The organism is Flavobacterium sp. TAB 87, assembly GCF_001529295.1.
In the GTDB taxonomy this organism is placed as follows: Bacteria; Bacteroidota; Bacteroidia; order Flavobacteriales; family Flavobacteriaceae; genus Flavobacterium.
The window spans coordinates 42,075-61,581 of sequence record NZ_LLWK01000038.1; the positions used below are offsets into that span (position 1 = coordinate 42,075).

Annotated in this window: 16 protein-coding genes; 8 read left to right on the forward strand and 8 right to left on the reverse strand. The window is 34.5% G+C overall.

Features of this window, described 5'->3' with window-relative positions; genetic code table 11:
- Positions 1–246: 246 nt before the first annotated feature.
- From AP058_RS12350 to AP058_RS12365, 4 genes are all read right to left on the reverse strand, one after another.
- Positions 247–2,700: an AsmA family protein gene (locus AP058_RS12350; RefSeq protein ID WP_066311289.1), complete on the reverse strand. Its 2,454-nt coding sequence runs from the start codon at positions 2,698–2,700 to the stop codon at positions 247–249.
- A 110-nt stretch (positions 2,701–2,810) separates the two neighbouring features.
- Positions 2,811–5,201, reverse strand: a complete 2,391-nt coding sequence (locus tag AP058_RS12355; protein WP_066311292.1) for a ribonucleoside-diphosphate reductase subunit alpha — start codon at positions 5,199–5,201, stop codon at positions 2,811–2,813.
- A gap of 287 nt (positions 5,202–5,488) precedes the next feature.
- The gene (locus AP058_RS12360; RefSeq protein WP_066313402.1) at positions 5,489–6,466 is read right to left on the reverse strand and encodes a ribonucleotide-diphosphate reductase subunit beta; all 978 of its coding nucleotides are present in this window, start codon (positions 6,464–6,466) and stop codon (positions 5,489–5,491) included.
- A gap of 324 nt (positions 6,467–6,790) precedes the next feature.
- The gene (locus AP058_RS12365; RefSeq protein WP_066311296.1) at positions 6,791–7,372 is read right to left on the reverse strand and encodes a DUF3109 family protein; all 582 of its coding nucleotides are present in this window, start codon (positions 7,370–7,372) and stop codon (positions 6,791–6,793) included.
- Between the two features lie 186 nt (positions 7,373–7,558).
- Between AP058_RS12365 and AP058_RS12370 the strand changes: the two genes are divergently transcribed.
- The 3 genes from AP058_RS12370 to AP058_RS12380 all read left to right on the forward strand — a co-directional run bounded on the left by AP058_RS12370 (position 7,559) and on the right by AP058_RS12380 (position 9,049).
- Positions 7,559–8,137 (forward strand): MarC family protein, encoded by a 579-nt coding sequence (locus AP058_RS12370; RefSeq protein WP_066311298.1) that lies wholly within the window; start codon positions 7,559–7,561, stop codon positions 8,135–8,137.
- A gap of 100 nt (positions 8,138–8,237) precedes the next feature.
- Positions 8,238–8,441, forward strand: coding sequence for a hypothetical protein (locus AP058_RS12375; RefSeq protein WP_066311301.1), 204 nt, complete (start codon positions 8,238–8,240; stop codon positions 8,439–8,441).
- 2 nt (positions 8,442–8,443) lie between these two features.
- Positions 8,444–9,049 carry an FAD-dependent oxidoreductase gene (locus AP058_RS12380; RefSeq protein ID WP_066311304.1) on the forward strand — a complete coding sequence of 202 codons (606 nt, stop codon included), beginning with the start codon at positions 8,444–8,446 and terminating at the stop codon, positions 9,047–9,049.
- Between the two features lie 107 nt (positions 9,050–9,156).
- Here AP058_RS12380 and AP058_RS12385 read toward each other — a convergent pair whose 3' ends face one another.
- The 4 genes from AP058_RS12385 to AP058_RS12400 form a co-directional block, all read right to left on the reverse strand.
- Positions 9,157–9,378, reverse strand: coding sequence for a hypothetical protein (locus AP058_RS12385; protein ID WP_066311306.1), 222 nt, complete (start codon positions 9,376–9,378; stop codon positions 9,157–9,159).
- An 89-nt stretch (positions 9,379–9,467) separates the two neighbouring features.
- A complete protein-coding gene (locus tag AP058_RS12390; protein WP_066311309.1) occupies positions 9,468–11,042 on the reverse strand; it encodes a S41 family peptidase in 1,575 nt (524 codons plus the stop codon).
- A gap of 31 nt (positions 11,043–11,073) precedes the next feature.
- Positions 11,074–11,505, reverse strand: coding sequence for a dCMP deaminase family protein (locus AP058_RS12395; protein WP_066311312.1), 432 nt, complete (start codon positions 11,503–11,505; stop codon positions 11,074–11,076).
- A gap of 4 nt (positions 11,506–11,509) precedes the next feature.
- The gene (locus tag AP058_RS12400; RefSeq protein ID WP_066311315.1) at positions 11,510–12,103 is read right to left on the reverse strand and encodes a HupE/UreJ family protein; all 594 of its coding nucleotides are present in this window, start codon (positions 12,101–12,103) and stop codon (positions 11,510–11,512) included.
- A 191-nt stretch (positions 12,104–12,294) separates the two neighbouring features.
- On the opposite strand from AP058_RS12400, the gene AP058_RS12405 reads away from it, so the two are divergent.
- The 5 genes from AP058_RS12405 to AP058_RS12425 all read left to right on the forward strand — a co-directional run bounded on the left by AP058_RS12405 (position 12,295) and on the right by AP058_RS12425 (position 19,478).
- Positions 12,295–12,726, forward strand: coding sequence for a TerB family tellurite resistance protein (locus AP058_RS12405; protein ID WP_066311317.1), 432 nt, complete (start codon positions 12,295–12,297; stop codon positions 12,724–12,726).
- A 238-nt stretch (positions 12,727–12,964) separates the two neighbouring features.
- On the forward strand, positions 12,965–13,474 hold the full coding sequence (locus tag AP058_RS12410) for a GNAT family N-acetyltransferase (RefSeq protein ID WP_066311321.1): 510 nt from the start codon (positions 12,965–12,967) through the stop codon (positions 13,472–13,474).
- 18 nt (positions 13,475–13,492) lie between these two features.
- Positions 13,493–14,749, forward strand: a complete 1,257-nt coding sequence (locus tag AP058_RS12415; RefSeq protein WP_066311323.1) for an aspartate kinase — start codon at positions 13,493–13,495, stop codon at positions 14,747–14,749.
- A gap of 127 nt (positions 14,750–14,876) precedes the next feature.
- Positions 14,877–18,299: a hypothetical protein gene (locus AP058_RS12420; protein WP_066311325.1), complete on the forward strand. Its 3,423-nt coding sequence runs from the start codon at positions 14,877–14,879 to the stop codon at positions 18,297–18,299.
- A gap of 105 nt (positions 18,300–18,404) precedes the next feature.
- Positions 18,405–19,478 carry a glycosyltransferase gene (locus tag AP058_RS12425; protein ID WP_066311327.1) on the forward strand — a complete coding sequence of 358 codons (1,074 nt, stop codon included), beginning with the start codon at positions 18,405–18,407 and terminating at the stop codon, positions 19,476–19,478.
- Positions 19,479–19,507 lie beyond the last annotated feature (29 nt).

The window sequence follows — 19,507 nt, forward strand, 5'->3', positions numbered from 1 at the left end:
TTACTTGACATTTGCTTGTTTTTTCGAATAAATTCTATGCGAATGTATAAATTAAATCCAGCGCACCAAAAAAAAAAGCGATATTTATCAAACAATAACAAATTTGTTATAAAAATGATTTGATTTTTTTCTATTGTGCATTTTAAGAGGCATAAACTGCGATATCTCAAATTGTATTTTGCTCTTTTTTGGCAGAACGCAGCGTAATTGTCAGCAACAAATTAAGTTAGTTAGAATTATTATCGATTAATCTTTAGCCTTATTTCCCCACTTAATTTTAATTTTACCTGCTTCGTCAACCGCGCTCAAATTCAAAACTATACCGCGTTCTCGAATTAATTTTTGCTCTTCAACGGTCAGTTCTTCCAAATCATTTTTAGGATTTCGCAAAGGTATTGTCAAATTTAAATTGGTGTTCTTGCCGAATGAATAAATCCCACTCATATCAAAATTGATGACATTGGAAGTTGCTGCAAATTTATTTATTAAAACGTCTTCCCCTAAAAGATCTAAATCGGCAGATAAATTACTAAAAGCGACATTCTTGACATCTCTAAAAGGAAAAGCTATTTGACCAATATTTACAAAAGGTCTAAAATTGACTAACGCACCATCTTTCACCTTAAAAGAAACAGCGCCTTTACTTTCTTTTTTCATTAAAGTTCCATTTGCATTTAAACGTCCAGCTATTTTTGCACGACTGTATAGGTTTCCTTTAATATTAGTAGGATCAAACGAAGTAATTCCAAAATTATCAAACGCCTTTAAAAACGTAGCAATTTCAACCTTTTCAATTACTACATCGCCAGCAAAAGTATATTTTTTAGCAAGATTAGAGAGTTGCCCATTAAATTGCACTGTTCCGCCGGCCATCCTAAAGAAGCCCTTGTTTATTGACAGCTTAGCATTGTCTACTTTAATTTTCATTTGTGCTTGAGTAGCGCTCAGTTTACCATAAACCATTTTATCTGCCTTTATATTAAGGACAGCAGTAGATTTATAGATCGCTTTCTGAAAATCGTTGGATACATTCTTTTTTTTGGAAACTACCGCTTTATTGGGCTTGGACAAAAGACTCAAAAACTGCTTTATATCCAAATGTGGACTATAAATGGACCAGTTGACAATCATTTTTTCGGGAGCATCGTAATACAAGTTCAAAAAGTTATCGACGCGTCCTTTCATCTGAACAATTGTAGTGTGTTCCTTAAAAGTAAACTCGTCTATAACTAGCGCATCTGGTAAAAATCTAAATTGCAAATTTGTTTTCTCGACCTTAATGTCCTTAGGAAAATATTGAAAAGAAGCATTTGCAACACTAATATTTCCTGTAAAAAGTGGTTTGGTAATATAGAAATCAAGAATATCGAACTTGAAATCAAGAGCTACTTTTGCGTTTCCACCAGAAAAACGCAGCCATTTTTCATTTTCAGAATCATTTAATTTCTCTAATTTGAAATCAGAATTTAACCGTCCCGTTGCTATTGGCTGATCTAAATTTATGATTTTCCCGTTGGCAACTCGAAACGGCATATTGTGATAACTCGCATTGAAATCACTAAATAGTATCGCAGAATTTGCGTTTACGAATCCTTTATTTTCATTTATGTGATTGGTAAAAGTGGCCATAAAAGTGCAATTGGTCAAAATTGCATCAGGAATCTTTACTTCATCATCTTTTACATCTGCAGTTACAACTATCAAAGGGTCTTCTTTTACAGTCAAATCGCCATCAATTGTACATCGAACGTCTAACGGTTTTTTGAGATCGAAGCGATCGAGTTTTTTAGTAATATTTTGAGACAACAGTTTGGATGCGTCAGACCACATGATCTTAGTTCGGATATCGATTTGATAAGTATTGTCCTTATCCGTAAAATTAAAAAAAGAAGTAATGTCAAAAACCTCTTTACCTATATGCAAATCATTAGTTTGTATCGTGATATGTTTTATAGCATCAGTATAGTTGATTTTAAAAATTCCTGCCACAATTTGATCTTTTGCAAAACTTCCACGAGATTTATTAAACGTTAATTGGTACACTTTTGTGTTTAAGATAACTTCTGAAGTCCAATTCTTATCTTCAAAATCAGGTTTAGCTTTTAATGTAGCAACGTCAAAATCGAAAATTTTATTCCCCAATTGATTGTCCACAACAAAACGGACTTGCTCCATTGCAAGTTCCTTTATCTGAAAACCAGTTGTTGATGGATCTGCGTTTTTTGATTGATTCGAATTTCTAAATACAGAGGTATTAGAATATCCGCTGCTGTCTTTGTAAATGTAAACAGTCGCCTCTTTTACGGCTATTTTCTGAAAATCAACTTCATTTCTAAGCAACTTAAAAATATGCAAACGCACTTCGATTTCAGCTGCGTTTAACAATTGATGCTTGTGCTGCTTGAACAAACTGTCCTCTATTGTAACGTTTTTTAATATTAAAGTCACATTAGGAAAACCCTTTAAGAACTGATATTCGAAGTCACCAATTTGGGTTTTTCCTGCAATATTTTCATTAATTGTAGTGTTTATTGTAGTGGTAATTTGCGTTTTATTGGTAGTAAAATAATAAGCGAGACCAACGCCAGCTACAACGATTATTAGCACTACAGAAATTATAAAATAAAAGACATGCCGAGCCCATTTCTTTACGATTTCCGACTGAAACAAACTTTTCCATTTTTCTGCAAACACTCTCATAGTTATCATTCAGTTTAACTAAAGGTAATCGAAAAAAAATAACAAATAGCAATAAAAAAAGCAGCTATCGAGTTGATAGCTGCTTTTGTAAGTTGTATTTGATGCGAAAATTAGCTTCCACACATATCGCAGTCTTCTGGACCTGCTGCTTGTGCTTTTAGTAACATCGCTTTATAGTCTTCTACATTTATTGGTTCAGGCTCCACTTTAGCTTCTGGAGTTTCTGCTTTCTTATCGTTGTTTAAGGTGAACTTAATGGCATCTACCGCCGATTTTGTTCTTAGGTAATACATTCCTGTTTTTAAACCAGACTGCCATGCATAAAAGTGCATTGAAGTTAATTTAGGGTAATTCGCATCTTGCATGAACAAGTTCAGCGATTGTGATTGGTCAATAAAATACCCTCTTTGACGTGACATGTCTAAAATATCTTTCATCGACATTTCCCAAACTGTTTTATACAATTCTTTTATGTCTGCTGGAATTCCATCAATGTTTTGAACCGACCCATTGTGACGCATAATTTCTTGCTTCAATGTTTCGTTCCAAATCCCTAATTTCACTAAATCTTCAAGTAAATGCTTGTTTACTACGATGAACTCACCCGAAAGTGTTCTTCTAGTGTAAATGTTAGAAGTATATGGCTCAAAAGCTTCGTTGTTTCCTAATATCTGAGAAGTAGAAGCTGTTGGCATTGGCGCAACCAATAATGAGTTACGAACACCATGCTCCATTACTTCTTTACGAAGTGAAGCCCAGTCCCAACGACCTGATAATTCTTCGTCTTTCATTCCCCACATATTGTACTGAAATTCTCCTTGTGACATTGGAGAACCTTTAAATGTAGAGTACGGTCCTTCTATTTTTGCCAACTCCATAGAAGAGGTAACGGCAGCAAAATACAAAGTTTCGAAAATTTCGTGATTTAGTTTTTTGGCTGCATCACTGGTAAATGGCATTCTTAATAAGATAAAAGCATCGGCCAAACCTTGCACTCCCAAACCAATTGGTCTGTGACGTACGTTTGAATTTTCTGCTTCTTTTACAGGATAGTAGTTTCTATCAATTACTCTATTCAAGTTGAATGTTACACGTTTGGTGACATCATATAATTTTTGGTGATCAAACTTTCCATTCTCTACAAACATTGGCAATGAGATCGAAGCCAAGTTACACACGGCAACTTCATCGGGAGAAGTGAACTCAATAATCTCGGTACATAAGTTAGAAGAACGAATTGTTCCTAAATTCTTTTGGTTCGATTTACGGTTCGCTGCATCTTTATACAACATGTATGGCAATCCAGTTTCAATTTGAGATTCTAGAATTTTTTCCCAAATTTCTCTCGCTTTGATTGTCTTTCTTCCTTTTCCAGCTGCTTCGTAACCTAAATACAGAGCATCAAATTCTTCACTGTGCACATCGGATAATCCTGGACATTCATTCGGACACATTAAAGTCCAAGTCGTATCTTCTTGCACTCTTCTCATAAATAAATCAGGAATCCACATTCCAAGAAATAAATCACGAGTTCTCATTTCTTCTTTACCGTGATTTTTTCGTAAATCAAGGAAATCAAAAATATCAGCATGCCAAGGCTCAATGTACATGGCAAAACTTCCTTTACGTTTTCCTCCACCTTGATCTACATAACGAGCTGTCATGTCGTACACACGAAGCATCGGTACAATTCCGTTTGAAGTTCCGTTGGTTCCACTAATGTAAGAACCTGTTGCTCTAACGTTATGAATTGCCAAACCAATTCCTCCCGCAGATTGCGAAATTTTAGCTGTTTGCTTCAACGTATCGTAAATACCATCAATACTATCATCTTTCATTGTTAATAAGAAACATGATGACATTTGAGGTTTTGGAGTTCCTGAATTAAACAAGGTCGGTGTCGCATGCGTAAAGAATTTCTTCGACATCAATTCGTATGTTTCAAAAACAGATGCAAGATCGTCTTTGTGAATTCCGATAGAAACGCGCATCAACATATGTTGTGGTCGCTCTACAATTTTCCCATTTAATTTTAATAAATAAGAACGCTCTAACGTTTTAAATCCGAAATAATCGTAGTTAAAATCACGATTGTATATTATAGTTGAATCTAATGCTTGTGCATTATTTTTAATTACTTCATACACGTCATCTGCCAATAATGGTGCCGGATTACCTGTTCTTGGATTTACATAATGATACATATCAGACATCGTTTCTGAGAACGATTTTGTAGTATTAGAATGTAAATTAGAAATAGCAATACGAGCCGCTAGTTGCGCGTAATCTGGGTGCGCAATGGTCATAGAAGCAGCAGTTTCTGCCGCCAAATTGTCCAATTCTGAAGTAGAAACGCCATCATATAATCCTTCAATAACACGCATGGCAACCTTAACAGGATCTACCAATTCATTAAAACCGTAACATAACTTTTTTATTCTATCCGTAATCTTATCAAACATTACTGGCTCTTTGCGGCCATCTCTTTTCACTACATACATAAGCTTACTTTTATAAAGGTTAAACAATTTCGATCCAGAAAAAAAAGTCTAGACGTGCAATTGGGATTTTGTGTTTTTTTATACGAATTAAAGTATTCGCACTACTGTACTTGGTTAAGAATCGCAAAAAGGCAATTATTAACTATTTTCTGTTAGCGATTGAAGCTTCGATTTGGGGAAACAAAGTATTCAATCGCCTTAGAGCAACGAACACAGAAAAGCATTCGTTTGTATTTTTTAGGTTTCTTTATTGTGCGTGTCACACACTAAAAAGTAAAATTATTTTATTAAAATTCTGCGTCAAAAGAAATTTTTTGCGAATCAGAATCGGTACTCATTACTCCTGCTTTTTGGTATTCTGCTACACGCTTTTCAAAGAAGTTTGTTTTTCCTTGTAATGAAATCATGTCCATGAAATCAAAAGGATTACTCGCTCCGTACACACGGTCGCATTCTAACTCTACCAGTAAACGGTCGGCAACAAATTCTAAGTATTGCGTCATTAAAGTCGCATTCATTCCAATTAAACTTACTGGCAACGATTCTGTAATGAATTCTCTTTCGATATTTAAAGCATCTACAATAATCTCTGTGATTCTTGCTTTCGAAACTTTATTTACCAAGTGATGGTTGTGCAAGTGAACTGCAAAGTCGCAGTGCACTCCTTCATCACGCGAAATTAGTTCGTTTGAAAAAGTCAAACCTGGCATTAATCCTCTTTTTTTCAACCAAAAAATAGAACAAAAAGCACCCGAGAAGAAAATCCCTTCAACCGCAGCAAAAGCAATTAAACGCTCTGCAAACGAATCAGAATCAATCCATTTTAAAGCCCAGTCTGCTTTTTTCTTAATCGCTGGAAAAACCTCCAATGCATTAAACAAATCATCTTTTTCTGCATCATCTTTCACATAAGTATCAATCAATAACGAGTAGGTTTCGCTATGAATATTCTCCATCATGATCTGAAATCCGTAGAAAAATTTAGCTTCTGCATATTGCACTTCATTTACGAAGTTTTCGGCCAAATTCTCATTTACAATTCCATCAGAAGCAGCAAAAAATGCTAAAATGTGTTTGATAAAATATCTTTCGTCTTCAGACAGCTTATTATTCCAATCTGCCAAGTCTTGATGTAAGTCAATTTCTTCAGCAGTCCAAAAGCTGGCTTCCATCTTTTTGTACCATTCCCATATATCATGGTGCTTGATTGGAAAAATAACGAAACGGTTTTTGTTTTCTTGTAAAATTGGTTCTATCTGAGACATGTTGTATGAGTTTTCTATAAATATTTGTGCTCTTTTTTTAGTTTTTGAGTACATTACAAAGATTGCAATTTGTTGTCAAAAATAAAAGCCAAACTTATCCACAATAAGGCTTAGTTTTTAACAACCGAGGAAAAATGGGAGTCTTGGAGCTAAAAAACCAACTAATTAAACAACAACAGATTAAAGAGGATTGCAGTTACACAATCTGACCTAGAATATAGAAATTTTATAACAATAAGCAAGTTAAAATTATAAAATTTAAAATTCTGAAATTAGTCTGCACGGCTTTAAAAATGCTCTTTTTTTCCGCTTCTAAAAGTCTTTCTAAAACTTATGTTTTTGTTTCTCCCATTCTGTAGCAATTACCTCTAATTCTGCATACCAATCTTCGCCAAATTTACGCACTAATGCTTCTTTTACGAATTTATAAACAGGCACTTCTAGCTCTTTTCCAAGAGAACAAGCGGCATCGCAAATATCCCATTTATCGTAATTAACAGCTGCAAATTCGGTAAAGTCTTTTATTCGAATAGGATATAAATGACATGAAACTGGTTTTTTCCAGTCTACAATTCCTTCATTGTATGCTTGTTCAATTCCGCAAAGTGCGGTTTTGCCGTCAAAAATAACGTAAGCGCAATCTTTATTATCTATTAAAGGCGTTTCTAATTCGCCATCTGTTCCTGTTACCCACGTTCCTTGCGCTTCGATGGCTGCGATACCTTCTTTTCTTAAATAAGGCTTAACTTTTGGATAAATTTCTTCTAAAATTTTGGTTTCAGCTTCGCTCAACGGCGCACCCGCATCCCCATCTACGCAGCATGCACCATGACACGCTGATAAATTACACACAAATTCTTTTCCAAGAATATCCTCCGACACTATCGTTTTTCCTAACTGAAACATAACTCTAATTGCTAAAAAATTGTAAGCTGCAAAGATAGACAAAGCTTCGAGATTAATTCGACTCGATTAGAATTTAGAACAATTTAAAAAGGGCTGATTTTTGGTAAGAAATAAATGATTTTTTAAAACATGTGAACTACTATTTATCATACCTTTGCAAAAAAAATATAACTTAATTTGTTAAAAATGTTACATATCGACTTAAATGAAATCATAACTGTTAGCATGGTTCTTTTTGCTGTCATAGATATTGTGGGCTCTATTCCGATTATTGTAAATCTAAAAGCAAAAGTTGGCGTCATTGAGTCTGAAAAAGCATCTATTGTAGCAGGGCTAATAATGATCATTTTTCTTTTTGTCGGAGAAGGATTTTTAAAGATAATTGGTATTGATGTACATTCGTTCGCGGTAGCAGGTTCGTTCGTTTTGTTTTTTCTTGCCCTCGAAATGATCCTCGGTATTCATATTTATAAAGACGAAGAAGCTAGCTCTGCCTCTATTGTTCCGTTGGCATTTCCTTTAATTGCTGGAGCAGGAACAATGACCACTTTACTTTCGCTGCGTTCACAATTTCACACCATTAATATTGTAGTAGCCATTATACTGAATATCATTTTAGTCTATATTGTTTTAAAATCTTCGGCTAAAATCGAAAAAATGCTAGGCCAAAATGGATTAGGTGTAGTTAGAAAAACTTTTGGGGTCGTACTTCTAGCTATTGCTGTTAAATTATTTGCAGCTAATGTTAAAGGTTTGTTTGTCTAAACTATATTTTTATAAATTTACACCCTAAAACTCAGCTAAATAAGTTGTTTTGCTTGAATTGTAAGAAAAAGCTAATTTATTTAGAATAAAACTAATAATCATGAAAATTTTTACCGGCGTCTTAGTATTTTTAGCATTAGCCTTAATTGTTTTTAATATTACTTTAATTGATTTTAAAAGTCCGTTTCAAGGAGATAGCGCAGTTGCATTTATTGGTATTGCTGCTTCATTCTGTGCTGTTTTGATTCTATTAATTTTTAGAATGTCAAAAAAGATCGAAGAAAAGATGAGTAACCGAATGTAATTATGTTTGATGTTTTAATTATTGGAGGTGGAGTTTCGGGCGTTTCTTGCGCTTTGATTTTAGGATCAGCACAGCAAAAACCATTTATGTCTGATAAAAAAATCGGCATTATTACCCATCAAAAAAATTCGTCTTTGCAAGAAGCTTTATTCAATAATGCTTACGGAGTTCCTGAAGGCAAATTAGGTGCTGAAATTCTTGTCGAAAGTACAACGCATCTTTCAGAAACCTATCCTCACATTACACAAATAGCAAACGAAAAAGCAATTCGTGTTGCAGGTATTTATCCCAACTTTACTGTTTTTACGAATAAAAACACCTATCAAACAAAAAATATAGTAGTCGGCATTGGTTCTGCTAATACATTTGCTATCGAAGGCTTACTGCAATACGTGGAACCTCATAAAAAATCAATTCCCGAAAAACAACGCATTCAACTTAGCAATACCGATCACAAAGTTACCGATGGTATTTATGTCGCGGGAACTCTTGCCGGTTGGCGCAGTCAGTTGGCCATCGCCGCAGGAAGTGGAGCTGCAGTGGCTACCGATTTATTGACTTTATGGAATAACGGAATTCAAACTCACGCGCACGACAGCACACGATAAGAGATTTGTTTATAAAATAAAAAAACATTCAAAAACCATTCAAGACGCAAATAGCAGTTAATATACCTACTACAATTGCCAATCTTGAATGGTTCTTTTAATTCTTATTATTTAGCTTTGTTCACGGTATACAGTCCGCCACCAAAAAGCAAAATTGCTAATCCTAAATACAAATATCCTTGTGTTTGACCTTCTTCGTTTGAGGCGTCAATTTTTAATCCTAAGAAATTAATTTCCTTCGTACTATTGGCTACTTTATTAAAGCCAACATATCCTACCGAAAGACTAATTACAATTAAAACGATTCCTATAAGTTTTGATGCATTCATATTTTTTAAAATTTAATGTTTATCGAATATAAAGAATAGATCAATACCATATTAACTCTATCGCATTAAAAACTTAAAATATAGATTAGTTATTTCTGATTCAAAACTGCCTTTACCATTGCATCTTCACCCAGAGTAACCAAATAAAAGTAATTTTCGCCGTACAATTGGCGCGCAAATTCTGCAGTAATGAAACGATTGACTAAACTTTTATTCCCTTTTAAAGGCAAGTCAAAGCCTGAAGCATATAGGTATTTTTGAAATTGCTTGTAATACAGATCCGATGTTTTCATTTTGGCTCTAAATTCTAAAAAAGACAATCCTTCGAAAGTATTTCGATTGGAATCTAAGGTTTCAAACACAAATCGACCAATCATGCCTGATTGCAGTAAAAAAGCAATGTGCTCGTTTCCGTGTTCTACTTCTGTAGGTACAAAAACATCAGGAACAATTCCGCCTCCACCAAAGACTATTTTACCTTTTGGCGTTTTAAACTTTAATGAATCGGCTACTTTAATACTGTCTTTCTCGTACATCTCACCCGACTTAAAGCGCAAATCAGACTCTTTAAAATAATCTTCATTTCCTTGCGCATATGGTTTTTGAATAGATCGACCAGTGGGAGTGTAATATCTTGCAACGGTCAAACGCACCGCAGAACCATCTTTAAAATCCATTTCACGTTGCACCAATCCTTTCCCAAAAGAACGGCGGCCCACAATAATCCCTCGGTCATTGTCTTGTATGGCTCCGGCCAAAATTTCACTAGCCGAAGCGCTATTTTCATTTATTAAAACATATACTTTTCCGGTTTCAAACGAACCTTCACTAGTCGCAAATGTCTTTTCTTCCGTAGCATTTTTATTCTTGGTAAAAACAATCAATTGTTTGTCTTTTAAAAACTCATCGGCTATTGCAATAGCTTCTTCCATATAACCACCGCCGTTATCACGAAGATCAACAACCAACGACTTAATTTTACTTTTCTGTAATTGACTCAAGCCTTTCTTAAACTCGGAGTATGTAGATTCTGCAAAGCGATTAATTTTTATATATCCAATTTCTTTAGTTAGCAATAACGCCGCATCTACACTTTTAATTGGAATAACATCTCTTTTTAGTTTTACTTTTAATTGTTTGTTTTCCGATTTTCGATATAAAACTAACTCTACTTCAGACCCTTTTGTACCTTTTAATTTGGTAAATAAGCTGTCTGTTGGTAAGTTTCGACCGTATAATTTGGTTTTTCCTGCGTACAAAATACGATCGCCTGCTAAAATTCCTGCTTTGGCAGATGGACCATTTTCTACTGGTTTAATAATAGCAACCGAATCTTTATACATGTAAAAATTAACACCAATGCCTACAAAATCACCTTTCATGTTTTCGGCAACTTGGCTTTGTTCTGCAGGCGGAATATAAACGGAATGCGGATCTAACTGCGACAAAATCTTATCGACAGTCATATTTACAATAGAATCGGTATTAACGCTATCTACGTATTCATTATTAATAAAATCAATGAGTTTGTTGAGTTTGTTTTTGGAGATGCTTTGCGTTCCATAGGTATTTAAATTTGTTTTGTGCACATAACTCCCCAACAGAATCCCGATTGCTAAGGAACCTCCGATTATAATTGGTAAATAGTTCGTATTGAATTTCATCTTAAAACAAATTAAGTTTAAACAAACCTTTTTATTCTTCTAAAACAGGAATATGCGTTACTTCTATTCCCGCTTTCTGCAAGAAAGCAAGACCGGCATCGTCACGATACCCATTTTGATAGACAACTCTTTTAATGCCCGATTGATGAATGAGCTTACTGCATTCTTTACACGGCGAAAGTGTTATATATAAGGTAGCACCTTCACACGATTGTGTCGAGCGCGCCACTTTTAGTATCGCATTGGCTTCGGCATGCAGCACATCCCAACGCGTTAATCCTTGTTGATCTTCACAGCAATTTTCAAAACCCGAAGGTGTGCCATTGTAACCATCTGAAATAATCATACGGTCTTTTACGATAATTGCACCTACCTGTTTTCTTTTACAATACGACAACAAACTCCATTCTTTAGCAATTCGCAAATAGGCTTTGTCGTATTTATTTAATTTTTTAAATTCCATTTTTTTAGCGGTTCCAAATTTCGCTTTCGATAAGCATTGGTATAATAAAACCAATAATAAACGACGACATTACCAAAGTCCAATCGCGTTTAGAAAAACGAAATATTGTTTGTACAATATAAGAAAGTATTAACACCACAAAAACTACAAGAATTTGAGCAGCTTCGATACCCAAAGCAAATTCGGCTAGAGGCAGTAGTTTTGAGTTGGCCGATCCTCCTAGTATTCCTTTAAAATAATTAGAAAAACCAAGCCCATGAATGATTCCAAAAAACAAAGTAATAAAGAAAATCACATTTATACTTTCAGTTTTAGATGATTTTCCGGCGGTAAATAAATTAAACAGTGCGGTAATAAAAATCGTAATCGGAATTAAAAACTCCACCAAATTTACTCTTATTGCAACCACGCCGTACACGGAAAGCAATAAAGCTACTGTATGACCTATTGTAAAGATAGTAACTAATAACAAAATACGTTTCCAATCTTTAAACGCATAAGGCACCGCAAGCGCTATTAAGAACAAAACGTGATCGTAAGCATGAATGTCTAAAACATGTTTTAATCCTATTTGAAAATAAATCCAAAACTCTGACATAGGTTTTTTTATTAAAAATTGATAAGGGCTTGTAAACTTACAATTTATTTTGAAAACCGTCTATTCTCACTTTAAATTCAACAATAAAAATAAGTTAATATTCAAAAAAAGTAGTGCAAAAAAATTATATAATAATTAAAATTAATAATTTAAAAATAGGGTTATCTTTGCGGGATAAAAACTTATTAATTATGTCATTTTCAGATTTATTTGATAGCGAATTCAAACAACGTAATAAAGGTCATTTTGCTGCTATTGTTCGTGTAGCATTAGCCGATGGAATTTTACATCCTGAGGAAAAAGACTTTTTAGACAAACTAGCGTCACAGTTAGAAATCTCAGATGCAGAATATGTAGAGATTTTAAGCGATCCTTTGAGATATCCTATCAATCCACCTTATTTGCACACACAACGTTTGGAGCGTTTGTACGATTTGGCTCGTATGGTTCATGCGGATCATAATTTAGAAAAAAAACAAGAAGTAATGTTACAAAAAATTGGAATTGGTTTAGGATTCAATCCAAGTAACGTAAATTATATAGTTGCAAAATCACTTTCATTAGTGGGCAAGAAAGTAGATTTAGATACCTTTATTTACGAAATGCAAAACATGAATAAATAATTCAACGTTTATACCTTATTAGAGGGCTGCTTCATTAATTTGATGCAGCCCTTTTTTTTGCACATTACTTTACGAACAAATGCAGCTACACGCACATAATAACAAAAAATACTATTTTGTGAAATACCACTAAAACGCTTCTACATAATTTTGGACTACTGTATATTTGTTGCTTTAATAGCTGTTGTTTTTATAAAAAAGTGTTATTATAGCATAAAATCTATAAGTATCACACATTATGAATATCAGAAAAGGACAGATCGAAGACATGGCAGCGGTTTTAGAATTAATCCAAGAATTGGCAACTTTTGAAAAAGAACCGGAGGCGGTTGTAGTCACTGTAGCTGACTTAGAACGCGACGGATTTGGACCCAATCCTTTGTTTCATGTTTTTGTCGCCGAAGTTGATACCGAAGCCAAGAACAACAATAACTCGAAAGAGATTGTTGGAATTGCATTGTATTACTACCGTTTTTCTACATGGAAAGGTAGAACGATTCACTTGGAAGATCTTATTGTAAAAGAAAGCATGCGAGGATCTGGATTAGGTTTGGCTTTGTATACTGAAATCTTTAAGCAAGCGCAAAAAGATAAAGTAAGACGAGTAGAATGGAATGTCTTGGACTGGAATACACCAGCAATTAAATTTTATGAAAAATCTGGTGCAAAAGTGCTTGATGAATGGCGTGTCGTACAAATGGACGAAGCTGGAATCGAAGCATTTTTGAATCCTAAAAAATTGATTTAAAAATATAGAGTAGAACTAATGAGAGTATACAAATTTGGTGGTGCATCGGTAAAAGATGCAGAAGGAATTAGAAACGTGTATGATGTTTTGCAAAAAACAGGATATGAAGATGTATTGCTGATTGTTTCTGCAATGGGAAAAACCACAAACGCATTAGAGGTAGTTATTAAAAACTATTTTGAACAATCGTCTGAACTACAATCTTCTGTTCAAGATGTGAAGAACTACCACAATCAAATTTTGTTGGATTTATTTTCGGACCCAAATCATCCTGTGTTTGAAATTATAGCAAATCATTTTACGGATTTAGAGTGTTTTATGGAACACAACAAATCACCTAATTACAACTTCGTCTATGATCAAATTGTAAGTATGGGAGAAATTGTTTCGACTACTATTTTGAGCCAGTTTATGAGTTTTATGGGAATTGATACCCAGTGGATCGACGTTAGAAATTTTATTAAAACAGATGCCAATTACCGTGATGCAGAAGTGGACTGGGAACTAACGCAAGAAAACATCTCTAAAAACATAAAAACCAATAGCCTAAATATTACTCAAGGCTTTCTAGGTTCTGATGAAAACAACTTTACTACTACTTTAGGTCGCGAAGGTTCTGATTATACCGCTGCTATTTTTGCTTATTGCTTAAATGCCGAAAGCGTAACGATATGGAAAGATGTTCCCGGAGTAATGAATGCAGATCCGCGCTATTTCGAAAATGCGAGTTTGCTTAATCAAATATCCTATCGCGAAGCGATTGAATTGGCTTTTTATGGTGCTTCGGTAATACACCCAAAAACGCTACAGCCTTTGCAGAAAAAAGAGATTCCGTTGTACGTGAAGTCATTTATCAATCCTTTATTACCAGGAACCTCTGTTGCTAAAGGAGTTGATTTGGAGCCATTCTATCCTTGTTTTATTGTTAAAAGAGAACAACTATTAATTTCGCTTTCTTCTATTGATTTCTCTTTTATAATGGAAGAAAACATTAGTGAGATTTTTAAATTGTTCCATGAATATCAAATCAAAGTAAACTTGATTCAGAACTCAGCGATTAGTTTTTCTGTTTGTGTCGAAGATAAATTCTCGAATTTTAGCGAACTGAACAGTATATTATCGAAGAAATTTAAAGTTGATTTTAACGAAAATGTAACGTTATACACGATTCGTCACTTTACTGAAGAAGCCGCTACAACAGTAGAAGCAAACAAAACTGTTTTACTAAAACAAGTAAGCCGCGAAACCATGCAAATTATTATACAAGGAACTTAATTAATTGATTAAGGTTATATTTTAATTCTAATAAGGTTTTGCTACTACAGCAAAACCTTATTTTTTTTATTTAAAAACAAATTACGTATTTAAACACTACTTTTGAACCGTTGGATTTACAGTATTTATGTTTAAAAAAGTACTTTTCATTGCGTTCTTACTTATCTATTCTGGACTTTATGCTCAGGACGAAAGTTCTTTATATAAAAATAGTACCGTTGCGGTTACGACCGATACGATTCACCTAGATACCAACAGTATCAACCCTACTTTTTTTGAAATTAGAGATCAGAATGATACACTTTTAGACGCTACTACTTATACTGTAGATTTTTTAAAGGGCACTTTACTTCTAGACGAAAATCTGATTACCAAAACAAACATTGTTACGATTTACTACCTAACTTATCCTGATTTTATAACCAAAGAATACGGTGATTATGATTCGAGTAAAATAATTAGCAACGACGCTGTACTCGGAACTCTTTACGAAATCCAGCCTAAAAAAATAGTTCCTACTCCTTTTGATGGACTCACTACTTCTGGAAGTATTAGCCGCGGAATTACGATTGGCAACAATCAGAATTCTGTTTTAAATTCCAATTTAGACCTTCAAATTACCGGAAAACTTTCCGAGAAAGTGAGTATTCGAGCCTCTTTGCAAGACAACAATATTCCGCTACAAGATGGTGGCTATTCGCAGAAGCTGGATCAATTTGACAACATTTTCATGGAATTATTTAGTGAAAATTGGCAGATTCGGGCAGGTGATATTTTATTAGAGAACAATTCTAGTTCTTTTCTTCGCTTTAACAAAAAAGTGCAAGGACTTTCGCTAAATTTTGACTTTGGCAAACCCGAAAATAGAACCAGCGTTTTTGCGTCGGCCTCATTAGTACGCGGACAATATGCCAAAAGTGAGTTTTCTGGTCAAGAAGGCAATCAAGGTCCTTACAAATTAATTGGTCAAAATGGCGAATTGTACGTTTTAGTGATTTCTGGATCCGAGCGCGTGTACGTCAACGGGAATTTACTACAGCGTGGCGAAAACAACGATTATGTAATTGATTACAATGCAGGAGAAATTATTTTCACGTCTTTATTTACCATTACTTCCGAAATGCGAATTACGGTCGAATACCAATACAGTGAGCAAAATTTTACTCGTTTTGTAACTTATGATGGAGTGAAACACACCACGAAAGATTGGAACTTTGGCACGTATTTGTATGCCGAAAGTGATTTGAAAAGTCAACCTTTGCAACAAAATTTAAATGGAAATCAGGTCGCCATTTTAGCCAATGCAGGCGATAATAATGCCCTGATGATTGCGCCTTCGGCTTATGAGGAAGCCTACTCTGAAAATGCTGTTTTATATCAAAAAATAATCAGCAACGGTCAAGAATTTTTTGAATTGTCAAATGATGCGGCGCTCGTTTTGTACAATGTAAAATTTAGCATGGTGGGCGCAGGCAAAGGAAATTATACTTTACAAAATAACAATACAGTCAATAGAACATATGAATATGTTGCCCCCTTAAACGGCATTTCGCAAGGCAATTATGCGCCTGTTGTCAAACTAATTGCGCCCATAAAAAAACAAATCGCTACGTTTTTTGGCCAATACAATCCTTCTGAAAAAACAAACATCGATTTTGAACTTGGATTAAGCAACAATGACTTAAATCTATTTTCAACCCTTGATGACGCGAACAATTCTGGAGCAGCAGGAAAACTGAAGATCAAGCAGCGATTATTTACTGGAAAATATACTTTGGATGCGTATACTGATTATCAATTTGTTCAAGAAACTTTTCAATCGGTAGAACGTTTGTACAATATCGAGTTCAGTAGAGATTGGAATATTCCGAATCTTCTTTCTGGAAATCAAAGTTTGCTACACTCAGGTTTGACTTTTAATCGAAAAAAATCAGCAACCGAATTGTCCTACCTGAATTATGGCTTTGAAAAACTAGATGCAAATGATAATTACCACGGAATCAGACAGTCATTATTTGGCTATTTACAAAACAACCATTGGCGAATTGAAACACAAGGCAGTTACTTAAAAAGTAATTCTATCGAAAAGGACTCTCGTTTTTTAAGGAATAACTCGAAAATACAGTTCAACTGGAGCAAAAATTGGTTGACTGCGAAAGTTCGTCTCGAAGACAATGAGGAAAAAAATATTTTGACACAAAGTTTGACTAATTTGAGTCAACGTTTTACCGAATATAGTTTTTATGCAGGTCGTGGCGATAGCACCAAAGTGTTTGTAGAATTGGGTTATTTAAACCGCACTAACGACAGTTTACAAGATGGCTTGTTAGCGCGCGTCAACCACTCGCAAACCTGGCAAATCAAATCGAGATTACTACAAACTACTACCCGCGATTTATCGGTATTTGCCAATTATCGAAATTTACAATTTGAAGATCCAACCCAAGTTTCAGTAGCTTCGTTTAACTCGAGAGTCTTGTACAACGATCGTTTTTTCAATCAGTTGTTACAGAGCACGACTTTGTATGAAACGACTTCTGGAACTATTCCGCAGCAAGATTACACTTACGTAGAAGTGCCCGCTGGACAAGGCGTGTACACTTGGATTGATTACAACGGTAACGGAATTCAGGAATTACAAGAGTTTGAAACAGCCGCTTTTCAGGATCAAGCCAAATATATTCGGATCTTTTTACCGAATCGCGTCTACATTAAAACCAATCAAAATAAGTTCTCGCAATCACTCACTTTTAATCCAAACCAATGGCAAAATAAGAAGGGATTTAAAAAATTACTCTCTCATTTTTACAATCAAACGGCTTTTTTATTAGAACGAAAAGTAAAAAATGAAGGAAGTGGCTTTGAACTGAACCCATTTGACTTTAATACCGAAAATGCTCTGGGATTGAATGCCAGTATTCGCAACAGTTTGTTTTATAATCGCGGCAAACAAAAGCATTCGGTAACCTATACTTATTTGCAAAATCAATCGAAAAACTTATTGACGATTGGTTCGCAGGACAGCAAAAATAGTTCGCATCAAGTGCAATACAATCATTTGTATCAAAAAAGTTGGTTGGTAGGTTTCTTTACCAAAAGCATTTATACCACATTAAATTCCAAAGATTATGCGGATAAGAATTACATCATAAACGGCTATCAAATGGCTCCAAAAGTGAGTTATTTGTTTTCTAAAAACACGAGTTTGGATTTCTTTTATGAACAAACTCAAAAAAACAATCAAATTGGCAATTTAGAAACCCTGCAACAACAGCGCTTGGGAACTTCATTTTCGTATGCAGGCGATAAGAAGGTAACAATAAATGGTGAATTTTCTTTGTACGAAAATAAATTTAATGGTAACGAACTTTCATCGGTCGGTTTCCACATGCTCGAAGGATTACAAACGGGGCGCAATTTAGTTTGGCGCGCGCTTATTCAGAAAAACATAACGCAATTTTTAGATGTTAATTTGAATTACCAAGGTCGAAAAGGGGAAAAAGGCGGAACCATACATACGGGCAGTGTGCAACTTCGGGCTTTTTTCTAATAAATTAAATCGTAAATTATTGGTCTTATCAGATAGACAGTGCAAGCAAAATAGTTGCACAACATAAAACGCAACTTTAGTGTTGAAATACAAGACGACGAACCTATGAACCATTTGGAACAATCAAATAAAACCATTTTAGTTGCACCTTTAAATTGGGGACTGGGACACGCAACGCGCTGTATTCCTATTATTCAAGCATTACTAGACCATAACTACGTTCCGATTATAGCTTCGGATGGAAATGCATTGGAATTATTGCGTAAAGAATTTCCTTATATTCAAATGTTAGCATTGCCTTCGTATCACATTGAATATTCAAAAACGGACAAGTATTTCAAATGGAAAATGCTTATATCCATTCCTAAAATAATAAAAGCAGTTCTAGCTGAAAAAAAACTGATACAGCAGTGGATTACAAAATACGAAATTGACGGTATTATTTCAGACAATCGTCTGGGCATATACAGTGCTAAAATTCCGTCCGTTTATCTTACACATCAAATCAATGTACTTTCGGGAAATACCACTTGGTTTTCTACGCAATGCCATCGTTATTTTATAAAAAAGCATAACGAATGCTGGGTGCCTGATGTGGCCCAAGATCCAAATTTAACTGGAAATTTGGGACATGTAAAAAACACTTCTCTCAATATAAAGTACATTGGCCCGCTGAGCCGAATGAAACAAAAAGAGCTTAATAAAAAATACGATTTGATGGTTGTTCTATCGGGTCCCGAACCACAACGCAGTTTATTAGAAGAGAAGTTAAAAAATGAAGTTTTAAAATATAAAGGAAAAGTCATTTTTATAAAAGGAATTGTAGAGAAAACACAACAAAATGAAACATTTAAAAACGTCACCTTTTATAATTTTATGAATACCAAGCAACTCGAGCAGACTTTTAATGAAAGTGATCTTGTTCTATGTCGTTCGGGTTATACTACTGTAATGGATTTAGTCGCATTGCAGAAAAAAGCCTTTTTTATTCCGACTCCAGGACAATACGAGCAGCTCTATTTAGCCAAAAAATTAGAAAATGAAGGTTTGCTTCCTTTTTCTTTGCAAGAGGACTTTTGCATTGAAGACCTTTCTAAAATAAATAATTTTTCAGGTTTACCAAAAATAGATTTCAAAACAAATTGGAATGACTTATTTAAAGTTTTTGAGAAGATGTAAAAGAAAAAAAGCGTTACATCAATTGAGAC